The organism is Lawsonibacter sp. LCP25S3_E2, assembly GCF_052117285.1.
GTDB lineage: Bacteria > Bacillota > Clostridia > Oscillospirales > Oscillospiraceae > Lawsonibacter.
In genome coordinates, this window is record NZ_JBQKJL010000025.1 from 1 (window position 1) to 22481 (window position 22481).

Here is a 22481-nt window from a genome sequence, read left to right on the forward strand (position 1 = left end):
CCCCCCCCCCCCCCCCCCCCCCCCCCCCCCCCCCCCCCCCCCCCCCCCCCCCCCCCCCCCCCCCCCCACCCCCCCCCCCCCCCCCCCCCCCCCCCCCCCCGCCCCCCCCCCCCCCCCCCCCCCCCCCCCCCCCCGCGGGTCAATTGATTGGGGGGGTGTAAAAATCTAATTTAATCCCCCCAATACTTAACTACTTATATAAGCGAAAAAATGAAAAAAACCTTGTGCTGCAACAGTTTTAAAGAGGATGAAATATTGATTTTTACATTTTTATATTTTTATTTTACCTTTTCTTATATAAAAATTACGCTTTCCACATGAAACTATCTGCAAAATGTAATAAGTGAAAGCGAAATACCCTATGTTTCCCGTGCTGTTGTAAACCACACGCCAAAGCCTTCTTCTGCGGTCAGCGGCTGATACTCCACTGGCTGCAGCAGCCCGCTTTTTTGCCAGCCCTCCAGCATCCGGACAATGGTTTGCTGTACAGCTTGAGCCACCGGCGTGAAATCCTTGGTCCCTTCCTCGGTATCCGGGATGATGCCCAGGATCCAGAGAAGCCCCATCTCATGTCCTTCCTGATCCCGCTTCAGCAACCGGATTTTCTGCTCGGTTACCTTATTGTCCGGATATTTCAGCACTTCCAATTCCTGAAGCAGGTAATGCCGCAGAAGCAGTGCCCGGTCTGTGTTGTTGCGGCGGTTTTTGCTGTCCTCGGAATCGTTCCGCAGGCTGGAAAGGGGAATCTGGAGCAGTTGCCGGTGGTCTGCGGCGTATTGATAGAGGGGCATGGCTTCACCGGAAAGAAACTGAAATTTCAGTTTTCCATGGTCATCCGTCCAGGAGATAGGCAGAAACGCCCCTTCATAGAGCTCCCGTTCCACCTGATGATCGCGGTCGGCAAGAATCTGGATCTGGACCCCGGCCAGTTTGGTCAACCTGGACTCCAGGTCCCCACGCCGTTTTTCCCCCACACGCAGGCTGGGTGAGCCGGACATCAGCCGGGCGATCGTCTCCGCCTGAAACGCCTGCCGGGAGCCGCTGGACATCAGGGTATAGGCCGCGTTGGCCACTGCCATGTCCATGTAGGACAGATCCTCGCTGATGAAATACTCCGCGTAGTCATCCGCGTCGCTGGGGCGGCGCACCCGGATTCCAGACAGCGAGACCTGGTTGACACACCCGGAAAGATCCCGGTACTTCCGCAACTCGTTGGCGATTTTGCAGTTGTTCATTACAAAGTGATCCATCTGCCGCCAGCCTGTTTTCTCCCCCATACTCTCACCCCTTGAGACGACGGGCCCGCTGATGGAACCCGTCGTGGTATTGTACTGGATAAGCGCTCAGCGCCTGCCGCAGTTCCCGCGCACGGGAGGACATGGAGGCCCCGGCGCCGTCCGGCTGCAGGAAGCAGGAGCTGTCGCTGTAAAAATGAAGGGGAATGTGGACCCCATCCTGGCCATACCGCATCTTTAAAACCGTCAGCTCCAACTCCCGTGGTCTCCGGGCCTTGGCCGCGTCCAGCGAAAAATTCTTTTTATTGATTTCCTGATATTGCATCCCTAGGATCACATCGGCGGAGTACTCAATGGAACCCGATTCCTTGAAGCTGTCCAGGGTGATGGGGCGGTTATAGCTGACCCGGTTCAGGGCGCTGATCAGCAGGATGATAACTCCCATCTGATCCCGCATCTTACACAGCTCCCGCACATTGTCGTCCACGATCTGTTTATCGCTGGCGTGGAGTGTGTTTTCCTGGGGGGCCAGGATCTGCAGGTAGTCCACCACCACCATCAGGGGAAGTCCGCTGTATTGCTGGCTGTGGGAGTCGCGAAAGGACTGGATACACCTCTGAATCTCGCCGATATTGGTCAGTCCCGGCCCCTGTTCGTAGAGATACAGATTAGCGCTTTCCCGCTCTACCTGTTCTCTTGCCTGGTCGATCCGCTCCCACTCATGCCTGGAGAGGCCGTGTGCCTTTTCCGCGTTTAACAGATCGGCCACCTGGAGGCCGGCTCCACGGTGAAGAAGGAAATCGGCCCGGCTGATAGACTTGGCTGTAATCCAGGTCCGGTTCATCTCAAGGGCGAAGTAGAGCACAGGAATTCCATGTCCGGAGAGATGACACGCGATCTGGAGCGCGAGGGTGGACTTGCCCAGACCGGGGACAGCGCCCAGTACATACAAACCGTTGGTAAGTCCGCCGCCCAGGCTGCGGTCCAGCTCCGGGAACCCCGTGGAGACACGGCGTGAGGCAATCTCTCCGATATGATCTTTTGAGAACAGCGCCGCGCAGTCACGCAGGGAGCGATGTTCCCAACCGGCGCTCTTATTTTGCTTGTCCAACATGGAATGGCTCCTTTCGAAAAAGTTATCCAGGACCCTGATTTGAGATGTGCGGAACATGATTTGGAATGATTCCGAACGGCACTGGCAAAACCACAGCCATTCAAGACGTGCCGACTGACGTTATCAAAATAGCGTAATTGGAATCCTCTATAAACTGAATATTAGCATATTGGTTGGGATGAATCAATTGCCAACGGTGCATCCTTTTCCCATGCGGCCTGGTTGCGCTGGGCTCGCATGGAAGTATGCAAGCGCACCGGATCGGAATGGTTTCCGGCCCGGTGCGCTTTTTTCTGCGTTACAGGACTTGTTCCAAGATGATAACTGCCCTTTTCTCCTCAGGTCCCGGAAGATGGAGCCAAGGGCCGGCCACAACGGGCACAGAAGCGGTCCCCCAACTGGCAGGGGGAGCCGCAGAAGCTGCAGAGCAGGCTCTGCCGCCCTTTGACCTCCTGGCCGCACTTGGGGCAGAAGGCCGCCCCGGCGGGCAGAGGAGTGCCGCAGTGGACGCAGAAGGCGGGGGCCTCCACCTTGCCGGCGGGGCCGGTGGGCGGAGCCGGTTGGACGGATTGGAGGTTCTGCCGTACCAGGTCGGCCACCGCCGCCCCCATGGCCGCTCCCACGCCCATGCCGGCCATACCACCATCGCCCCCCAGTTGGTCCGCCGCCCGGCCCAGAATGTTGTAGGTCTGGGCCTGCTGATAGTTATAGTTGAGCGCCTCCATCTTCTGCCGCTCACTGAGTACCGCCTTCAGCCGCTGGACCGTGGGGTCGTTCTCGGGGGCGTTGATGGAGTTGATAAAAAAGTTGACCAGCCGGATGCCGTAGTCGGCAAAGAAATCCTGGAGCCGCTGGGCGATGCGGTCGGAGAGCTCGGCAATGCGGGCGCTGGCCTCTACAAAGCTGATGCCCTCCTCGGTAAGGGCAGTGGAGAGCCCATCGGTAACCCGGCTGCCCACCAGCCCCCGGAAATAGCGGACCAGATCGTCGGTGGTATAGGCGTGGGCAGTGCCCACCAGTTTTTCCAGAAACAATGCCGGGTCCTGTACCGACACGCCGTACTGCCCAAAGGCCCGGAGAGGGATGATGACCTGATACACCGGGTCCTTGAGCTGGATGGGCACCTGGGTGCCCCATTTGATGTCCAGAATACTGCGTTGATTGACATAAAACACTTCCGCGGCAAAGGGAGATCGTCCCCCGAAGGGGAGGTTGACGAGGGCACTCAGGATGGGCAGGTTGTAGGTGTCCAGCGTATAGGTACCGCTCTCAAAGAGGTCGCAGATCTGCCCCTCCCGGACAAAGACCGCCGTCTGGGCCGGGCCCACCACCAGCTGGGAACCGCTGGTTATGTTTTCCTTTGGATGCTTCCAGACCAGGGCCTCCTGGGGGCCGTCAAACTTGATGACTTGAAAAATCGCCATAAAACCCGCCTCCTATCGAATGAGAATCAGGCCGTCCCGGTCCTCCACCGGGCTGTAGTCGGGGATGGGATTGCCGGAGAGATTCAGGTAGGTCAGCCCGGCCAAGTCGGAAAGGGGGGCAAGGTCACCCACGCTGTTGCCGGACAGGTCCAGCCAGGTGAGGCCGGTGAGCCCCGAAAGGGGGGTGATGTCTGTCACCCCGCAGTTGGAGAGATCCAGTTCCTCCAGCCAGGTGAGACCGGCCAGAGGCTCCACAAAGGCGGAGGCCGGTCCGGCCTCGTAACTCCAGTAGAGGTCACCGGGGCCCGGCGGGGTGTCCACCATGTCCCGGAAGCCGGACAGGTTCAGCCGGCGCAGCTCTTTGAGCCCGGACAGGAGGGAGAAGTTGGTCCCCTGGGCATCGACTTCGGAGAGGTCCAGCGCCTGGAGGGTGGAGATGGCGAGCACCGGGTCCAGGGGACCATATACCGTGTGGCCGCCCAAGTCCAGCTCCTCCAGAGGAAGGTCCTGGAGACCGCTCAGGCCCACCAGGGAGGTGTCGTAGATGGCGTAAAAACTGGTCTCGCCCCGTAGATCCAGCCGCCGCAGCCGGGTGAATCCCCCAAGGGGGGAGAGGTCGGTCTCGCTGCGGGTGAAGTAGAGGGTGAGCTCCTCCAAATGGGAGAGGGGCAGCAGATAGCTCAGATCCTTGGTGGAGAGGAGCTCCAGAGAGGTAAGGGCGGTGAGGGAGGCCATATCCGCCTGGCTCTCAAAGGCCTCGTCGCTCTCCAGCACCAGCTGGGTGAGATTGGTGAGCCCACCCAGCTCGGGCACCTGTTCCACCTCGTCATTGCTGGTAAAGGTGAGGGAGGTGAGACCGGTGAGGTTGGTGAGAAAAGCGGTGTTCCTAACTCCGGTATCGTGTACCGACAGCTCCTTGAGTCCGGTGAGTCCTGCAATGGGGGAGAGGTCGGTGATCGCCTGCCCGGTCAGGGAGAGGCTGGTGAGCTGGCTCATTTGGGCCAGGGAGGCCACGCTGGTCAGACCGTCGTTGTCGGCCAGGGTAAGGGAGGTGAGTCCCTTCCGGGCGGGCAGCACGGAGAGGTCGGTGAGATCGGTGTTGGTGAGGTTCAGGGATTTCAGGTTGGGCAGGGCATCCACCCCCGCCAGGGAGGTAAGCGGGCTGTTGAGAATGGTCAGCTCCTCCAGATTGGCCAGACTGGACAGGCCGGTAAGATCGGTAAGGGTACTGCTTCCGGTGGTGAGGGCGGTGAGGTTGGGCAGCAGCAGTTCTTCGGCGCCCACCTGCTTCTCCCGCACCTCCAGCCGCAGCAGCCCCTGGAAACAGAAGAGACCCAGCCCATTGCTCAGGTTACCCCCCTCCACCTGAAGGGTGACAGCCCCGGCGTCGGTACCGGCGGGGTCATAGCCGATGGCCACAGTACGGCCTCCGGAGAGGGGGTCCTCACTGCCGATGGAGAGGTAGGTGATGTCCTGAAGGTCGGCCAGGGTGATGAGACTGGCGCTCTTGCCCAGCAGCAGCTCCAGGGCCTGACGCAGGGGAGAGCCGGGCATAAGGGTATCCAGGGGGGTGTCAGCCACCTGGGAGAAAAGGGAGCTCTCCCCGGACAGGGCGTCGCTCAGCAGGGCCAGCTGTACCGCATCCATCTCCCGGCCATAGCTCCGGAAGGTCTCCACGCACCAGCTGCCGGTCTCTTCGCCAGGTGCCTGCTTTACCAGTAAAAAGGCATAATGACAGGCCATCTCCGTCTGGCCCTGCTCCAGATAGCTGGTGATGACCACCGGATAGGAATCTAGATCGGCGGGGTCCTCCTCAATGGCCGTCAGGGCGGCGCTGAGCCCGCCGCCATTTCGGCCAGCATCCGCCATGTTGATCAGGCTGACCGCCAACCAGCCCGCCCCCAGCAGGGCCAGCAGGAGGAGCAGCAGCACTCCGGCACGGGCCCGCCGGTTGACAGGCTGCGCCTGGCTCCCGGACGGGGGCTGAGACGGCGCCTGCGGCAGAGGACTGCCGCAGGAGGGACAGTACCGCTCCCCAGCGTCCACCACAGATTGACAGTATTCACATTTCACAGTTGTCTTCATCCCAATACCCCTCTTTGTAGTTCGCAAAACTACGGTATCTTCCCGTCCGGGTCCCATATGGCCCGCAGGCGGACCGTTCTGCCTGGACAGAAGCACACCCATGGTGTTCCTGCCTGCTCCAGGCATGCCAGTGAGTGCGCGATGATTCCTGTTTTATTGCGCTGATTTCTGAGAAAAGCCAAAAATACATTAAATCATTATATCAAAAAAGTACCTTCGTGACAACTATCGTCCACGGATGAGCCATTTTTCTGGAAATTGCAGAAGCCACCAACAGCCGCGACTATATCAATGGCAATGGATATGAAGCCTGGCGTTGGTTCAATGAAACAGAGCATGGGAAAAGGCGCGGACAGCCATGTGGTTGTCCGCGCCTTGTTTGAAAGGGCTTTTATCTTTGCGCTGCGATGTCGATTTTAAAGCTTGCTTCGTTCACCGTACCTTCGTTTTTTCAGGTTCAAAACAGGCTTCTTTTAGTTTTGTGTAGACATGAGAGACTCACTGAACTGCTTTAACGTTTCTGCCCAGCGGGTAATATTGGAAGAAGAAAAACTGGATGGAATCCCGCTGATACATAAAGCACCGATTGCCGCTCCCGTCTGATCCACAAGTGGGACGCCCAGAGTGGCAAGTCCCACCCGAACTTCCTCGTTGCAGAAGGCGTATCCATACTGCTGGACTGTCGTTAGATCCTTGTGCAGCGCAGCCAGAGATGCCGGGGCATTTGGCCCATAAAGAGAGGCGCCGCGGGACTCCCACAAAGAAGCCACAGCTTGGTCTGAGCGGTAAGCCAGCATACATTTTCCGGCAGCACTGCACCACATCGGAAGCCGTGTACCAGCCTGAGGCCCTCCGCTAAACGATGAGTGGTTGGAAGTCATAACGCACATCATATCAGATTGATCCGGCAAAAACAGATGGGCGGAGAGATTAAGCTCTTCCGACAAACGGTCCAGAAACGGTCTGGCGGTCTGCACAAAAGGACGGTGCTCAACAGAAGCGCTGCCATATTCAAACAATCTTAATGTCAGCTTGTATGGGGAGCTGTTGGAATGACGCCATTCGGTATACCCCAACGCGTATAAGGTATGGAGCAGACGATGTACGGTACTGTTGTGCAGGCCGGTTTTTTCGGATAAGGCCATTAAAGATAGACCCTCTGGATTTTGGGCAAGGATTTCCATTATCTGAAATACACGCTCGATGGATTGAACGGGTTTATAAGTTTTTTCTACGGTTTCTGCGGTTTCTACAGTTTCTACGGCTTGGTTTTGCATACGGCACCAACTTTCACTATTGTAATCGAGTAGATGACGCAATAATCCAATTTAATTACCTTTAGTATATCATATAAAACAAAAAATGGAAACAAGAAAAAATTGATATTTAAACTTGACAAAAAGAAGAAGTGATTATATACTATGACTAAAATTTCACGATGTAAAAAAACTATTTGAAAATATGGAATTTTAATTTTATAGAAAAGAAATAAAATTTTGTAAAATGAAATAAGGGGGAGAAAAATGGAGTACAACTACTTGGGCGGTACAGGGCTTAAGGTTTCCCGCGTTTGTATGGGCACCATGACATTTGGATCCAAAATGCCCCAGCAAAATGATGTGGACCGGGCAGTAGCTCTGGCAATGGATACGGGCATCAACTTTTTTGACACAGCAGACCAGTATGTGGACGGAAAAAGTGAGGAGATGCTGGGAAAGGCGTTGGGAAACCGGCGTAAAGATGTGGTGATCGCCAGCAAGGTGGGTTACCCGTGCATGGAAAAAAAGGAATTCAGCCTGTCCCGCAGCAGCATTTTGGACGGAGTGGACGGATCGCTGAAAAGATTGGGAACAGACTATCTGGATATCTATTATCTGCATTCCCCCGACTATAATACTCCGCTGGAGGAGTCTTTGGAAGCACTGAATGATGTGGTTCGGCAGGGAAAGGTACGCTACGTCGGCATGTCAAACTATGCGGCCTGGCAGATGTGTGAAGCGGTACATATTTGCAAAAGGAACCGTTGGGCGGTGCCTGTGGTATCGGAAACCTGCTATAACGCCCTGACCAGAGGGGCGGAAAATGAGCTGGTCCCGTTCCTGCGTGAGAAAAAGATCGGCATGACGGTATTTAACCCCTTGGCCGGGGGCATGCTGACGGGGAAGCATAAACGGGGTGTGCCCACGGTTGGGACCCGGTTTGAAAACCCCAATTATCAAAAACGCTATTGGAGAGAGGACAACTTCAAAGCCATTGACCAGTTGACTCAGCTTGCGGACCGTATGAATACCACGCTGCTGTCACTCTCCTACCGCTGGTGCCTGAGCCAGCCGTGGGTAAGCAGCATTATTACCGGTTTTTCCAACCTGGAGCAGCTGCAGGCCAACTTGGCGGCCATGGAAGGCGGAGCGCTGCCGGAAGAAGCGCTCAAACAGTGCGACGAAGTATGGGAATCCATCAATGGTGGACGTGTACAGTATAACCGCTAAAACAAACTGGAATTTTATAGCTGTTTTAAAAAGAGCGGCAATAAAATAAAAAAATGGAGGTATGACAAATGAAAAGAAAGATTTTTGCGATTGCACTGGCAGCAGCAATGTCTCTGTCTTTGCTGGCCGGCTGCGGAGGGACAAGCACATCCGGATCCAGTGCGTCCGGCAGTGAGGCTGCTTCCAGCGGCTCCGAGACAGAGCTCAGCTATCCCGAAAAGAACATCAGCATCATTTTGCCTTATGGCGCGGGCAGCTCTCAGGAAGCCCTTCTGCGTGTGGCCTGCCAGTATGTAGAGGACAATTACAACTTCAAGCACTCCTTTGTGATCAGCAACCAAGAGGGCGGCTCCGGTGAAATCGGCCTCACCTCTGCCATCAATGCTCCCCACGATGGCTATACCCTGGCCATGTTCCATTCTCCCCATATCGCCCTGCCTCTGGTGCGCGGTGAGGCCTGTGCCTTTACGCTGGACGACTGGGCGCCCATTTGTAACTTTATGACGGATCCTTGCGCCTGGCTGATCAACAGCGAGGATAAGGAGCGTTTTTCTGATTTCCAGAGCCTGATCGACGCTGCTTTGGCGGCTCCCGGTGAGATTACCGTTGGCTGCGGCGGCCTGAACACCTCTGAGGGACGTCTGATCAAGCAGATTCAGCGTGAAACTGGAGCCGAGTTCAAGATCGTTCCCATTGACAACGATGCTGAGTTCGTATCCATGCTCCGCGGCGGACACATTGATGCTCTGGTTACCCAGGTGGGCGACACCATGGCTGCCATTGAAGAGGGCGTATTTATTCCCCTGTGTGTTGGCACCAGCGAGCGGATCAGCACCCTGCCCGACACTCCGACTCTGATGGAGCTGGGCTATGACATCGAGGCCTATTCCATGCGTTCTCTGGCTGCTCCCTCCGACATTCCTTCTGAGATCTATGACCTTCTGTGCAAGGCTTTTGATGAGGCCATGCAGTCTGAGGAAGTTCTGGCCCGCGCTGAGGAGCTGGGTGTAGAAATTGACTATAAGACCCCTGACCAGATTCAGGAGATGTGGGATTCCATTGACGAAGCCAACCGTGCCGAGTGGGCTGTGGAACCCTGGGAATAATAAAGTAAGGACCTAAATTCTAACAGGATGTACAGGGCGTAGCATGGTCGACTTGATATGCACACCATGCTGCGCCCTTTTACGGCTGAACAGAAGAACGATTTCTGTTGAGAAGGAGGAACCCATGCAGATTTATGACTTTGTGATGGCCGGATTCATGTATTTGGTCAGTGCTGTAATGTTCTGGCAGATGAAGGAAATTGATGCACCGGATTCCCGTGTGCTGCCTACTGCAGTTGCAGTGATTCTAATCGTCTTGGCCACTGCCCTTATTATCACTCGTCTGGTTAAGAAAGACACAAAAGATACTTATGATTTTAAAAATTCTTCCCGTGGCGTAATTATGCTGGGAATTCTGTTGGCATTTGCGCTTTGCTCTCAGTGGTTTGGATTTTATGTCTGCACACCATTCTTTTTGCTGGGCGCTATGCTGTTTTTGGGGCAAAGAAATAAGAAAATTCTTATTTTAGTGCCGATTTGCACCACAGCGTTGGTGGTTATCCTGTTTCGGTTTATTTTCCAGGTGTCCCTGCCCGAGGGCACGATTTTCAACATCTTTAATTTGCTGTAAAAGGGGGGGAGCTTGTGTCTATTGAATATTTAGGTGCGATTTTAAACCCCGAGGTATTGCTTTGGATGGTCATTGGCTCTGTGGTAGGCGTCATTTTGGGGGCGCTGCCTGGTTTGGGTCCGGAGACAGGAATTGCGTTGTTCCTGCCCCTCACCTTCTCCCTTGACCCTGTGACCGCTCTGGCCTGTATGGGTGCGATTTATACATCCGGTGTATTTGGCGGAAACATCACTGCCATTTTGATCAACACACCGGGCACCCCGGATTCTTTATTCCTGACCTGGGACGGTTATCCAATGACCAAGCGCGGCCAGGGCGGACGCGCGATCGCAATCTCTACATTGGGCGCCTTTGTAGGCGGAATGGTCGGATCCCTGGCCATGCTCTTCGGAGCATCTGTGGTGGCCCAGGCGGCTGTGGCCATGGGGCCGTTGGAGATGTTCCTGATCACCATGATCGGCATCTGCGTGATCGTCAGCTTGACACAGAAGTCTATGCTCAAGGGATTTATCAGCGCGGCGCTGGGCTTTGCGGTTGCTTTTGTGGGGACCGATAACTTCACAGCCGAGCAGCGGTTTACCTTTGGGCGAGTGGAGCTGTTTGATGGTGTGCCTCTGATGCCGGTTATCCTGGGCATGTTCGCCATTTCCCAGATGCTGCTGCTGGTGGTTACCGGTAAGGATAAGATCACGGAGATCCCGCCTGAGACAAAGGAAAGCAGACGGGCCTCCAAAAAGGACCGGCTGAGTGTGAAAGCGGTTGCGGGTTTGATCGGTCCCATGATTCGTTCCTCTGTGATCGGAACTCTGATTGGCATCGTTCCCGGCGCCGGCGGAACCACGGCTTCCGGTTTGAGCTATGAGATTGAAAAGAAACTATCGAAGCACCCGGAAAAGTATGGCGATGGCAGCGAAGAGGGCATTGTGGCCGTTTCCTCTGCAATCAGCGGTGTGGTGGGAGGCTCTCTTATTCCTCTGATCACCCTGGGTATCCCCGGCTGTTCCACTGCGGCCTTGTTCCTGGGCGCGCTGATGACCCACGGCCTGGCTCCGGGCGAGCGGCTGTTTACCAGCAATGCAGGCATTGTCTACCCCTTTATGATCAGCATTGTGTTGGCGCAGTTTTTGGTGCTTTTTGTGGGACTGGTGTGCGGCCGTCACTTTGCCAAGCTGACATTGGTACCCAACTCTGTGCTGATCCCCATCATTCTTGTTTTTACCATCGTAGGCGCCTATACCACCCGCAATATGACCTTTGATGTGGTGCTGATGCTGGCATTTGCACTGATTGCATATTGTTGGGAAAAAATGGACATCCCTGCCTCTCCCTTTGTCCTGGCATTTGTGCTGGGAGCAGGGGCAGAGAGCCGTTTCCGCCGGGCTCTGCTGCTGCTGGAGAGCGACATGATCCATACTCTGTTCAGCCCAATTCCTTTGCTGCTTCTGGCGATCAATCTGTTTTTGGTTCTGTGGCCTCTTTACAGCAAATTTCAGGATTGGCGCAAAGCGAAGCAGACCGTGGAGAGTAAAGAGTAATCATTGGTTAAATTTTTTAGGAAAGGGTAACAAATTATGCAGACTATGACAAAACGCGAACGAGTAATGGCTGCCATTGAAGGAAAAGAGGTTGACCATATTCCTCTTAGTATGTGGTATCATCTCCCCCAATATGATCAGGATCCCATTGCCTTGGCGGAGGAGCAGATCCGGCTGGCCAAACTGTATAACCTGGATCTCATCAAGATGATGCCCTTTGGAAACTATGTTGCCCAGGATTATGGCCTGAGTGTGGACTTTTTCTGCACAAAAACCCAAGCTGCCTTTGAGCGTAAGTTTGGCATTGAGAATGCGGAGGAGTGGAAGCAGCTGGAGCCCCTGCCCGCTACTTATGGAACCTATGGTAAGCAGCTTCAGCTCTCTCAGCAGATGAGCAAGCGGTTAAAGGAAGATATTCCGTTTGTGCAGACCATTTTTACGCCCATAACGGTGGCCAAGAAGCTGGCTGGCCCCAGAGTGTTTGATGATATGCGCAATTATCCGGATTATCTGCACCAGGCACTTCAAGCCATTACCCAGACGACCATCAATTTTGTAAAGGCCAACATTGAGGCCGGTGTTTCTGGCTTTTTCCTGGCCACCCAGTGTGCAAGCAGCGATTACATGACGCGGGAAGAGCATGCGGAGTTTGGAGAAAAGTATGATCTGCAGGTGATCCAGGCCTTTGCCGATGTGACCCCCATCAATATCCTGCATATCCACGGCCCCAATACTTACTTTGAGGAGCTGACCAAGTATCCGGTCAACTGCATCAATTGGCACGATCGCTGGGTGGCACCGGATATGGCCCAGGCCCGTAAGCTCACGGACAAGTGCCTGATGGGCGGCATGAATGAAAAGTGGCTGGAGCATGCCAAATACGAGGATGTTGCAGAGCACCTGCAGCAGGCGGTAGAGGCAGCGGGCCGGCAGAAACTGATTCTTGCCCCAGGGTGCTGTGTGGAAATGGATACGCCTGAGGTGAATCTGCTGGCGGCCAGTGTGGCGGTTCAGAGTCTGTAAATCGGAAGCTGTGGGAATGGAGAACGTCCATTCCCGCAGCGCAGCAAAGTAATTTAAGAAAAAGGTGAATGTTTTTGGTATGAACTCAAATTCCATTGAACAAAAATATCTGCGTATTTTAGAGACAGAACTTCAGCCGGCGCTGGGGTGTACAGAACCGATCGCGATTGCCTATGCCGGGGCGAAGGCCAGAGAGGTGTTGGGAGCCTTTCCGGATCGGGTAGAAGTTTGCTGCAGCGGCAATATCATCAAAAATGTCAAGGGAGTTAACGTACCAAATTCTGGAGGAATGAAAGGGGTAGAAGCGGCAGCGCTCCTGGGCATTGTGGGCGGTGTCGCCGAAAGAAAGCTGGAAGTACTTCAGCAGGTTGGAGAAAAGGATATTGAACAGGTGCAAGCGCTGCTGAAGCAGAACATCTGCACCTGTCTGCTGAAAGAAGGCGTAGCCAACCTCTATGTGGAAATGCGCCTGTTCCGCGGCGATGAGCAGGCCTGCGTTATTTTGCTGAACCAGCATACCAACATTGTGAAGATCGAGAAGAACGGACAAGTTCTGTTTTCCGCCAACGAAGATGAGGAAATGGATGACTTGGAGCAGGATAAAGATGCTCTGAACCTCCATGATATTCTTCAATTTGCAGATACGGTAGAGATCGAAAAAGTACGTCCGATCCTGCAGCGTCAGGTCGAAATGAACCTGGCCATTGCAAATGAGGGAATGGAACATCACTATGGGGCACAGATCGGCCGGACGCTCCAGAAGATTTACGGCGACCAGGATGTGCATGTCCGTGCCCGCATGATGGCAGCGGCCGGCTCCGATGCCAGAATGAATGGCTGCTCTATGCCGGTGGTGATCAACTCCGGCAGCGGAAACCAAGGGATCACGGCTAGCATGCCGGTCTGGGTGTATGCCCAGGAGCTGGGTGCAGGAGAAGAGAAGCTTTACCGGGCTCTGGTGGTAAGCAATTTGGTAGCACTGCATCAAAAGCATTACATCGGCCGTCTGTCTGCTTATTGCGGAGCGGTGAGCGCAGCCGCAGGCAGCGCAGCGGCGGTGGTGTATTTGAAGGGCGGAAATGAGCGGCAGGTCGCTGCGGCGATCGTAAATACGCTGGCCACCATAAGCGGAATGGTGTGTGACGGGGCAAAGGCCTCCTGCGCTGCCAAGATATCCGTGGCTGTGGAGACCGCCATGATCAGTGCGGATATGGCGATGGCCGACTATCAGTTTGAACCGGGCGACGGCCTTGTGATGGACGATATTGAGCAGACGGTGCGCGGGATCGGCCGTTTGGGCCGTGTCGGCATGAAAGAGACCGATATTGAAATTCTCAAAATGATGATAGGAGCCTGAGACAATGGATACACCGATGCGTGTGACGATTCTTGGACTGGGACGTGCGGCACGGGCAACTGCAGGCTATCTGATGGAAAAGGGCTGTGCTGTTACCCTGTGGGGCCGCAGCGGTGCGGAGGTTGAGAAGCTGGCGCGGGACGGCATCCAGATTACCGGCGCCTGTGCGGGACACTATGCCCCCAACGTAGAGAAAGAGCTGAAGAAAGCCGTTCAGGGTGCAAAGTGGATTCTGGTGCAGACCGTCGCCGCTGGGCATGCCCCCATCGCACATCAGCTGTGCGGCTTGCTGGAGAAAGGGCAGAGGATCCTGGTTTTCAATGGCAACTGGGGCGCTTATGAGTTTTGGAAAGAGCTGGGGGAAGAGGCCGAGCAAAAGAAGGTCGAAATTGCAGAGACGGGCTCCCAAATCTTTTTGGCGGACTATGTGGGAGAGGCGTGCCATATCAAGAGCATAAAAAAAGAGATTGCTCTGGCTGCCGTCCATGCTGATTGCGGGAAAATGATGTGTGAGGAATTGCAGGAACTGTTCCCGCAATTTATACCCGACCAGAACGTTGTAAGCACATCGCTGAATTCCTCCAACCCGGTGATGCATGCGCCCATTGCGCTATTCAACATTACCCGCATGGAAAACGGAGAGGATTACTCATTTTACGCAACTGCTGCCACCCGGCTGACGTTGGCTGCGGTGGAAAAGGTGGATGCGGAGCGGTGTGCTGTGGCACGGGCGGTGGGCGTCAGCCCCATGCGCTGTGTGGACATTATCAACAGCTTTTGGCCGAACAAGTATGAAACTCTGTATGACGCGGTAAAGAACAATGATGCCTATTTGTCGGGGAAGGGACCGGTAACCATTCAGCACCGTTACATCGAAGAGGATATTCCCTTTGGGATCGCTCCGGTGGCGCTGCTGGGCAAGCTCTATGGCGTGGAAACCCCCAATATCGATGCCATGCTGAGTGCCTACCGGTGGCTGCTGGACGTAGACTTTTTAAAGCTTGCGCCCAAATTTGACGTAGATGCGGTAAAGAAACTGGTTTGTCTATGATCCGGAACAGAAAGGAGAATTTAAATGGACATGAAGGCGTTTTCTTTGGAGGGAAAGGTCGCGCTGGTGACTGGCGCAAGTTATGGCATCGGGTATGCCATTGCGGCTGGAATGGCAAAGGCCGGCGCTACCATTGTGTTTAATGACATCAAGCAGGAGCTGGTAGACAAGGGACTTGCCGCATACAAGGAAGAGGGCATTGAGGCCCACGGCTTTGTGTGCGACGTTACGGATGAAGAAGCCGTGCAGAAGATGGTAAAGACCATCGAGGAGCAAATCGGCGGAATTGATATTCTGGTAAACAATGCCGGCATTATCAAGCGTATTCCCATGTGTGAGATGAGTGCCGAGCAGTTCCGCGCGGTGATCGATGTTGACCTGAATGCTCCCTTCATTGTGAGTAAGGCGGTTATCCCCTCCATGATCCAGAGAGGGCACGGTAAGATCATCAATATCTGCAGCATGATGAGCGAGCTGGGGCGGGAGACGGTTTCCGCTTATGCTGCGGCAAAGGGCGGACTGAAAATGCTCACCCGCAATATCTGCTCGGAGTATGGCGCGTTCAACATTCAGTGCAACGGCATTGGGCCTGGCTATATTGAAACCCCCCAGACTGCTCCCCTGCGTGAGCGCCAGGCGGATGGCAGCCGTCATCCCTTTGATCAATTTATCATTTCCAAGACGCCTGCGGCCCGTTGGGGCACGACCGATGACCTGGTGGGGCCTGCGGTATTCCTGGCCTCTGAGGCTTCGAATTTTGTCAATGGACATGTGCTGTACGTAGACGGCGGCATTCTGGCCTATATTGGAAAACAGCCGTAAGGGAAGCTGACAGTTCCACTCTCTCTGTTGGCTCTCCAAATCCTCGAAAACTTCGGTTTTCGAGGATTTTTTTGCAATTTACCGTGTCTTGTGGGCGAGGAATCCAGGAATGCGTATCGCGTTCGGAATAGGCCGTGTGCCGGAAAAGGACCGTTTTAAGATTTTTCAGAAAAAATCCTGTGGTTTTTCCGTACTTGATTGACAGGAATTTAGCTTAGTGCTTTAATAAAATAAGATAAGGGCCGGCTCAAACCGGCAGAAGGGAGCAGGTATATGAAGAAAACAGGGAGACGGCTGGCAGGGCTGCTGATGAGCCTGTGCCTGCTGGTGGGGCTGCTGCCCGCCACCGTGTGGGCGGGTGAGACCGGAGAGACCACTTACGGTGTGACGCTGAACTACGAGGAAAGCCTCTGTACCGTGACAGCATACGAGCTGTTCATGGGTGAGGATGGGTTTAATGACCCGAGTAAAAATAAACTGCTTGTTACCGGAGACGGAGGGACGGTACAGGTGCCGGAGGGCACATGGCTTCTGTTGGAAATTTCCAATATCCAGTCAGGGTACCGCATTGGCTCGGTCATACTCAACGGCGCAGACCGCACGGAGGGATTTGTCAACGGCGGTTATGGCTCGTTATCCTTCAAAACCCTGGCCCAGGACTACACCTTAACGGCAAGAATGGAAGAAATCCCCGACCCCCTGCCCTCGGTTACGGCTGTCACCCTTTATACCGATGCCGCGGGAAATGAGCCTGCCCAGGACAATATCAATTATACTTCGGAAAATAAAAACGACAAACTCTACGGCATAGCTTCCTTCAGCGATAGCCAAACGCATCCGAACTACTACGCCACGGGACAGTGGCAGTACAGCACGGACGGCACCACCTGGCATAATACGGAAACCTGGGGAAGCAACCGGTTTGACTTTTGGCCCGGCTGGGACAATCACAAAGAACTGGATTTTTTAAATGCAAGCTATGACCTGCGGCTGATGGTAGAGCCGCAAGACCTCTATACCACCGGTGCCCCTGTGTACTCCAATATCATTCACATCAATGGGGGGGCCAGCTCTCAGGAACACAGTTGGAGTGACTGGGGAATCCGTGAGCAGCCTACCTGTACGGGAGAAGGGGTGGAACAGCGCGTCTGTCAGGACGAGGGCTGCGGCGCTGTGGAGACCAGGCCCGTCCCTGCACTGGGACATAAGCTGAGCTATACAGCAATTAACAATGGCACCACCATCCAACAGGTCTGTGACAACGGCTGCGGCCACAGCGCTACGGGGACTCTGGCCGCAACCAACTATTCCTATACCGGGATACCGCAGGGGGTATCGTTCGTTTCTTTCGGAGAGTGGATGGGTCCTTACCCGAAGACCTGGGAAGCCAACAACGACTATGTAAATGCCGGTGAGAAGACGGTGTACGCTGAAATCGGAGGCGTTACGATAAGTTGTTCCTACACCATTTTCCGAGCGGAGGACTACACCGTGACGCTGGGCAACCTGGAGCAATACAGCAACAACGTGACCCCCGTGACATGGACGACCGCCCCGCCGGATGAGACCGCCCAGGCCACCGTGGAGTATCAGGTCACCACCTCCGGAACACCGGAGTGGACCACCCAGCTGCCCACGGCTGCGAGCAGCTATCCCGTCCGCGTCAAGCTGACAGACAGCCAGAACCTGGAGCTGAAAACCGGCGATGAGGCTTATACCACCGGTACCCTGACCATTTTGAACCGTCCCTCGGGCGGTTCTTCCGGCGGCTCCAGCTCCTCCGGCAATAAGACAGAAACAGAGAGAAACCCCGATGGGTCCACCACCACCACGGTGACCCGGCCCGACGGCACCGTGACGGAGACCACGAAAAACCCCGACGGTTCTCTGGAAGTGGTGGAGACCAAAAAGAACGGCACTGTGACCACCACCACCACCGATCCTTCCGGAAACAAGACGGAAGTGGTGGACTATCCCGACGGCTCCAGCAAGACTACCATCTCCAACCAGGACGGCTCCTCTTCCACCACTACGGTGGATGAGGACGGCAGGGTGGAGACACAGGTCAAGCTGCCCGCCGCCGTGGTGGAGGACGCCGACGGCCAGGCCGTAGCCCTGCCCATGCCCCAGGTGCGTGCCACCGCCCACCGGGAGGATGCCCCCGTGATTACCGTCGACTTGCCTTCTGGCAGCCCAGTCAAGGTGGAAATCCCGGTGCGGCAGGCTGGTCTTAGCACGGTGGCGGTGCTGGTAAAGGACGACGGCACCGAAAAGGTCATCAAGACCAGCCTGACCACAGAGAGCGGCGTGATGGTCACCCTCTCCGACGGCGACACCGTGAAAATCGTGGAGAATGTCAAGTCCTTTGCCGATGTCCCCCAAAGCTACTGGGGCAGCGAGTATATTGACTTTGTCACCGGCCGGGAGATTTTCTCCGGCACACAGGAGGACCGCTTCTCTCCCGACCTGCCCATGGACCGGGCCATGATCGTGACCGTGCTGGCCGCATTGGACGGCGCGGACACCAGCTCCACCGGCGGGGCCTGGTATGAGGCCGGGCAGCGCTGGGCCATGCTCAACGGCATCTCCGATGGAACCAATATGGATCAGCCCCTGACCCGTGAGCAGCTTGCGGTCATGCTGTGGAACTACGCGGGCAAGCCGGAATCCAGCTACAGCCTCACCGGCTACCCCGACTGGACTTCCGCCGGCGACTGGGCCGCCCAGGCCATGGCTTGGGCCGTGGAAGAGGGCCTTATCTCCAATCTGAACGGCGCCCTGGCCCCCCAGGGCACCGCTACCCGTGCGCAGGTTGCCACGATCCTCATGCGTTTTGTGGAAAATATGGCCTGACCTTACAAAAATAGACGGCTTCAGAGCCCGGTGTTCCGGTTGCCCCTGAAAGCAACAGCGTTTAGGGAGAAAGGGAATTGCCTGAAACAGGCGATTCCCTTTCTCTTTTTCTTGCGGACGGTATTTCTTACGATGAAATGCAAACTGTCCCGGCAGCAGGGAACTTTTTGAAACGGGATACGTCTGATGGAGTAAGGAAACCTGCCGCCCAGCGCGGCAAAGAAAATAGTCAGCTTGGAAGGAGTTATCATGATGAACAAAAAAATCCCTGCCCTGGTACTCACTGGCGCCCTGGCCTGCGCCCTGGCACTCCCCGCATGGGCCGCCGATGCTGCGGCTGTGGTGCCCATCAGCGCCCCGGTTTCTGGGGAAGCGATTGCCCCGCTCCCGGACAGCGTGCTCTACTACGGCACTGTGGAGGAGATCGGTAAGAACGCAGACGGTGGCATTGCCTGGCTGCGCATGACGTCGGAGCGGTACGGCGAGTATGTGATGAACCTCTCCGCGGATACCGTTTGGATCGACAGCGGCCGATATACCGCCAGCGATCCCTCCGACCTCCAGCAGGGTGAAAGCCTTTATGTGTTCCACAGCCCGGTGGAGACCCGCTCTCTGCCCCCGCAGACTGCGGCCTTTGCGGTGGTGCGCAATATCCCCATGGATGCCGGATGTGCCTGGTACCATGAGGTGGAGTCGGTGGAGCAGAAGGATGGCCAGCTGACCATTACCACCGACAATGGAGGCCTTTTGATTTTTGCCGACGAAAGCACGAAGCTCTCCCGCTATGAGGGGGAGGAAGCGGCTGCCCTGAAGGACATCCAGGCAGGAGGCCGGATCATGGCCTGGTACGGCGCTGTGACCGACAGCCTGCCTGGCCAGACCCATGCGGTACAGCTCATGCTGCTGCCTGGGCAGGAGGAGGCACAGGCCCCGGAGAACACGGACACGGTTACACGGGGAGAGCTGGCAGTCCTGCTGTATGAGCGGGCCGGCAAGCCCCAGGTGCAGGGCGATGGGATCTACACCGATGTGCATGACGATTCCCCCTGCTACCAGGCCGTCCGCTGGGTAACCGGCCAGGGACTGATGAGCGGCTATGACGACGGAAGCTTTGGACCGGAGGATGCCTTGACCCGTGAGCAGCTCATGGTCATTTTGTGGAACTATGCCGATAAGCCCATGCTGATGGACTATCCCGGCCTGACCCAGTATAGCGATGCCGGCGAAATTTCTCCCTTTGCCCAGTCTGCCATGGCCTGGGCCCACCAGAAGGGCTATGTTTCCGCCGAGGGAAATGGCCTTCTGAACCCCCAGGGTGCCGCGACACAGGAGCTGTTGGACGCTGTGCTGACCTCCCTTTCATAACAGAAACCGATCCAGCGGAAAAGCGCCTGCGCAGAACCATTCTGTGCAGGCGCTTTCTCATTTCGCCGGGCGGGCGAGATGGCAGGCAAAACAGGTTTCACATGCGTGCGGAAACCATATCTTAATACCGTCTTAATACACACCTTCAGACATTAACACTCCCTTTAAATAAAATGTAGATAATAAGAGTATAAAGAAACGATAAAGGTGTGTTAAGAGGTGGAGGCTTATGTGGCGGCTTTTACATAAGAACAATAAGTCCCCGTTTCGGATTATTATATTGGGATTTCTGCTGGTCATTTTAGCGGGAAGCATTCTTCTGATGCTTCCGGTGTCATCCAGGGCAGGGGAAAGCACCCCCTTTTTACCGGCGCTGTTCACGTCTACCTCCGCTGTTTGTGTCACGGGGCTGGTGGTATATGATACGGCGACGTACTGGTCGGAGTTTGGCCAGGCGGTCATTCTGTTATTGATCCAAATTGGCGGGCTTGGCGTCATCACGGTAGCGGGTACGCTTGTGATCGTGTCCGGCAGAAAAATTGGACTTATGCAGCGCAGCACCATGCAGGAAGCCATTGCGGCGCCCCAAGTGGGCGGGATTGTACGGCTGACCGGATTTGTGTTTAAAACTGCCCTGGCAGTGGAGATGTTGGGAGCGGGGCTGCTTCTTCCCGTGTTTTACCACGACTTTGGGGTAAGGGGGATTTGGTATGCGCTGTTTCACTCCATCTCCGCCTTTTGCAACGCGGGGTTTGATTTGATGGGGGTAAACGCCCCGTTTTCGTCGTTGACGGGCTATGCGGACAACCCTGTGGTCTCGATCGTGATCGCATTGCTCATTGCCATTGGCGGCATTGGCTTTTTGACCTGGGAGGACATCCGGACAAACGGGCTGCATGTTCACAAGTATCGCATGCAGAGCAAGGTCATTCTTACGGTGACGGGTATGCTGATTCTGCTTCCCACCATCTATTTTTTCCTGTTTGAATTTTCCCAGGCGCCCATGAGAGAGCGGGCCCTGCTATCCTTCTTTCAGGCCGTTACCCCCAGAACAGCGGGGTTTAATACAGCGGATTTAACCCTGCTCAGCGAGACCGGACAGTTTGTGATCCTCATTCTCATGCTCATCGGCGGTTCGCCGGGGTCCACTGCGGGCGGTATGAAAACCACCACATTGGCGGTCCTGCTGGCAAATGCCCTTGCAGTGTTCCGGCGCAGAGAACATCCCGGCTTTTTTAACCGCCGGATATCAAACGAAGTCGTATCCCAGGCAGCGACGGTTTTGATCATGTATGTCATACTGTTTTTGACGGCCGGGCTGGTCATCAGCCGGGTGGAGGACCTGCCTGTTCTCACCTGTTTGTTTGAGACGGCATCGGCCATTGGCACCGTGGGGCTTTCCCTGGGTATTACCCCGCAGCTGAGCAGTATGTCCCATCTGATTCTCATCGCACTTATGTTTTTTGGACGGGTGGGAGGCCTGACCCTGATTTATGCAGCCCTGTCGCGTGTACAAGGCAACAGCGCCAGACTTCCCCAGGAACGCATTACCGTAGGGTAACGGGATCAAGGAGGAGTTATGAAAACAGTTTTATTGATTGGCTTAGGCCGTTTTGGACGCCATATTGCCATGAAACTGAATGAATTGAATCACCAGGTCATGGCCGTGGACAAGGACGAAAACAGAGTCAATGCGGTGCTTCCCTTTGTCACCAATGCGCAGATCGGCGACAGCACCAACCAGGAATTTCTCGCTTCCATCGGCGTGCGGAATTTTGATGTATGCATCGTAGCCATTGGCGACGACTTCCAAAGCTCTTTGGAGACGGCCTGTCTCTTAAAGGAGCTGGGAGCACAAAAAGTGGTCGCACGGGCGGAGCGGGACGTTCAGGCAAAATTTTTGCTTCGCAACGGCGCAGATGAGGTGGTCTATCCGGAAAAGCAGATGGCCATATGGACCGCCATCCGCTATAGCTCCGATCATATTTACGACTATATTGCCCTGGGCGATGACCACGCCATCTTTGAAATTGAAGTTCCCGGCAGCTGGATCGGGAAAACCATTGGAGAAATCGATGTAAGAAAGCGATACCATGTTAATATCCTGGCCATTAAGCAGGATGGAAAGTTTGCAATGACCGTTATCACCCCGGAAACATCCCTTCCGGAACACAGCACGATTTTGGTCTTAGGTACGCAGCGGGATATTCAAAAGTGTTTCCACATATAGCGCACCGCCCTGCGGGGGAAAGGAAGTGGTACCATGATGGAAACTCTCGTTTTGCTGGGAGGATTTTTAGCCTTTGCCCGATTCATCTATTATGCCATTTCTGAACTGGATTTTTGGAACCATACCAAACTCCATTGAGCCTTTGCGCAAAAAGAGGACCGTCCGGCACCGGGTGTATTGGAAGCGCCGTTGCTGGAAAACTTTGCGAGCCGAAGGCATCG

Annotated in this window: 17 protein-coding genes; 12 read left to right on the forward strand and 5 right to left on the reverse strand. The window is 55.2% G+C overall.

Features of this window, described 5'->3' with window-relative positions; genetic code table 11:
• Positions 1-359: 359 nt before the first annotated feature.
• The 5 genes from ACTQ3R_RS15030 to ACTQ3R_RS15050 all read right to left on the reverse strand — a co-directional run bounded on the left by ACTQ3R_RS15030 (position 360) and on the right by ACTQ3R_RS15050 (position 7135).
• Positions 360-1277, reverse strand: coding sequence for a hypothetical protein (locus tag ACTQ3R_RS15030; protein ID WP_441780063.1), 918 nt, complete (start codon positions 1275-1277; stop codon positions 360-362).
• Between the two features lie 4 nt (positions 1278-1281).
• On the reverse strand, positions 1282-2349 hold the full coding sequence (locus tag ACTQ3R_RS15035) for a DnaB-like helicase C-terminal domain-containing protein (RefSeq protein WP_441780062.1): 1068 nt from the start codon (positions 2347-2349) through the stop codon (positions 1282-1284).
• 338 nt (positions 2350-2687) lie between these two features.
• Positions 2688-3773 carry an SPFH domain-containing protein gene (locus ACTQ3R_RS15040; protein ID WP_441780061.1) on the reverse strand — a complete coding sequence of 362 codons (1086 nt, stop codon included), beginning with the start codon at positions 3771-3773 and terminating at the stop codon, positions 2688-2690.
• Between the two features lie 12 nt (positions 3774-3785).
• Positions 3786-5858, reverse strand: a complete 2073-nt coding sequence (locus ACTQ3R_RS15045; RefSeq protein WP_441780060.1) for a leucine-rich repeat domain-containing protein — start codon at positions 5856-5858, stop codon at positions 3786-3788.
• 473 nt (positions 5859-6331) lie between these two features.
• Positions 6332-7135 (reverse strand): IclR family transcriptional regulator, encoded by an 804-nt coding sequence (locus tag ACTQ3R_RS15050; protein WP_441780059.1) that lies wholly within the window; start codon positions 7133-7135, stop codon positions 6332-6334.
• Positions 7136-7381: 246 nt separating this feature from the next.
• Between ACTQ3R_RS15050 and ACTQ3R_RS15055 the strand changes: the two genes are divergently transcribed.
• The 12 genes from ACTQ3R_RS15055 to ACTQ3R_RS15110 all read left to right on the forward strand — a co-directional run bounded on the left by ACTQ3R_RS15055 (position 7382) and on the right by ACTQ3R_RS15110 (position 22260).
• Positions 7382-8347, forward strand: coding sequence for an aldo/keto reductase (locus tag ACTQ3R_RS15055; protein WP_441780058.1), 966 nt, complete (start codon positions 7382-7384; stop codon positions 8345-8347).
• A 68-nt stretch (positions 8348-8415) separates the two neighbouring features.
• On the forward strand, positions 8416-9453 hold the full coding sequence (locus ACTQ3R_RS15060; RefSeq protein WP_441780057.1) for a tripartite tricarboxylate transporter substrate binding protein: 1038 nt from the start codon (positions 8416-8418) through the stop codon (positions 9451-9453).
• 124 nt (positions 9454-9577) lie between these two features.
• The gene (locus ACTQ3R_RS15065) at positions 9578-10024 is read left to right on the forward strand and encodes a tripartite tricarboxylate transporter TctB family protein (RefSeq protein WP_441780056.1); all 447 of its coding nucleotides are present in this window, start codon (positions 9578-9580) and stop codon (positions 10022-10024) included.
• Between the two features lie 14 nt (positions 10025-10038).
• Positions 10039-11559, forward strand: coding sequence for a tripartite tricarboxylate transporter permease (locus tag ACTQ3R_RS15070; RefSeq protein ID WP_441780055.1), 1521 nt, complete (start codon positions 10039-10041; stop codon positions 11557-11559).
• A gap of 36 nt (positions 11560-11595) precedes the next feature.
• Positions 11596-12582 carry a uroporphyrinogen decarboxylase family protein gene (locus ACTQ3R_RS15075; RefSeq protein ID WP_441780054.1) on the forward strand — a complete coding sequence of 329 codons (987 nt, stop codon included), beginning with the start codon at positions 11596-11598 and terminating at the stop codon, positions 12580-12582.
• Positions 12583-12661: 79 nt separating this feature from the next.
• Positions 12662-13939, forward strand: coding sequence for an L-cysteine desulfidase family protein (locus tag ACTQ3R_RS15080; protein WP_441780053.1), 1278 nt, complete (start codon positions 12662-12664; stop codon positions 13937-13939).
• Between the two features lie 4 nt (positions 13940-13943).
• Positions 13944-14990, forward strand: coding sequence for an NAD/NADP octopine/nopaline dehydrogenase family protein (locus ACTQ3R_RS15085; protein ID WP_441780052.1), 1047 nt, complete (start codon positions 13944-13946; stop codon positions 14988-14990).
• Positions 14991-15014: 24 nt separating this feature from the next.
• Positions 15015-15812 (forward strand): gluconate 5-dehydrogenase, encoded by a 798-nt coding sequence (locus ACTQ3R_RS15090; protein WP_441780051.1) that lies wholly within the window; start codon positions 15015-15017, stop codon positions 15810-15812.
• Between the two features lie 273 nt (positions 15813-16085).
• On the forward strand, positions 16086-18665 hold the full coding sequence (locus ACTQ3R_RS15095) for an S-layer homology domain-containing protein (RefSeq protein WP_441780050.1): 2580 nt from the start codon (positions 16086-16088) through the stop codon (positions 18663-18665).
• A 249-nt stretch (positions 18666-18914) separates the two neighbouring features.
• A complete protein-coding gene (locus ACTQ3R_RS15100; RefSeq protein ID WP_441780049.1) occupies positions 18915-20030 on the forward strand; it encodes an S-layer homology domain-containing protein in 1116 nt (371 codons plus the stop codon).
• Between the two features lie 229 nt (positions 20031-20259).
• Positions 20260-21591 (forward strand): TrkH family potassium uptake protein, encoded by a 1332-nt coding sequence (locus tag ACTQ3R_RS15105; RefSeq protein ID WP_441780048.1) that lies wholly within the window; start codon positions 20260-20262, stop codon positions 21589-21591.
• Between the two features lie 18 nt (positions 21592-21609).
• A complete protein-coding gene (locus ACTQ3R_RS15110; RefSeq protein ID WP_441780047.1) occupies positions 21610-22260 on the forward strand; it encodes a potassium channel family protein in 651 nt (216 codons plus the stop codon).
• The last annotated feature ends 221 nt before the right edge of the window (positions 22261-22481 follow it).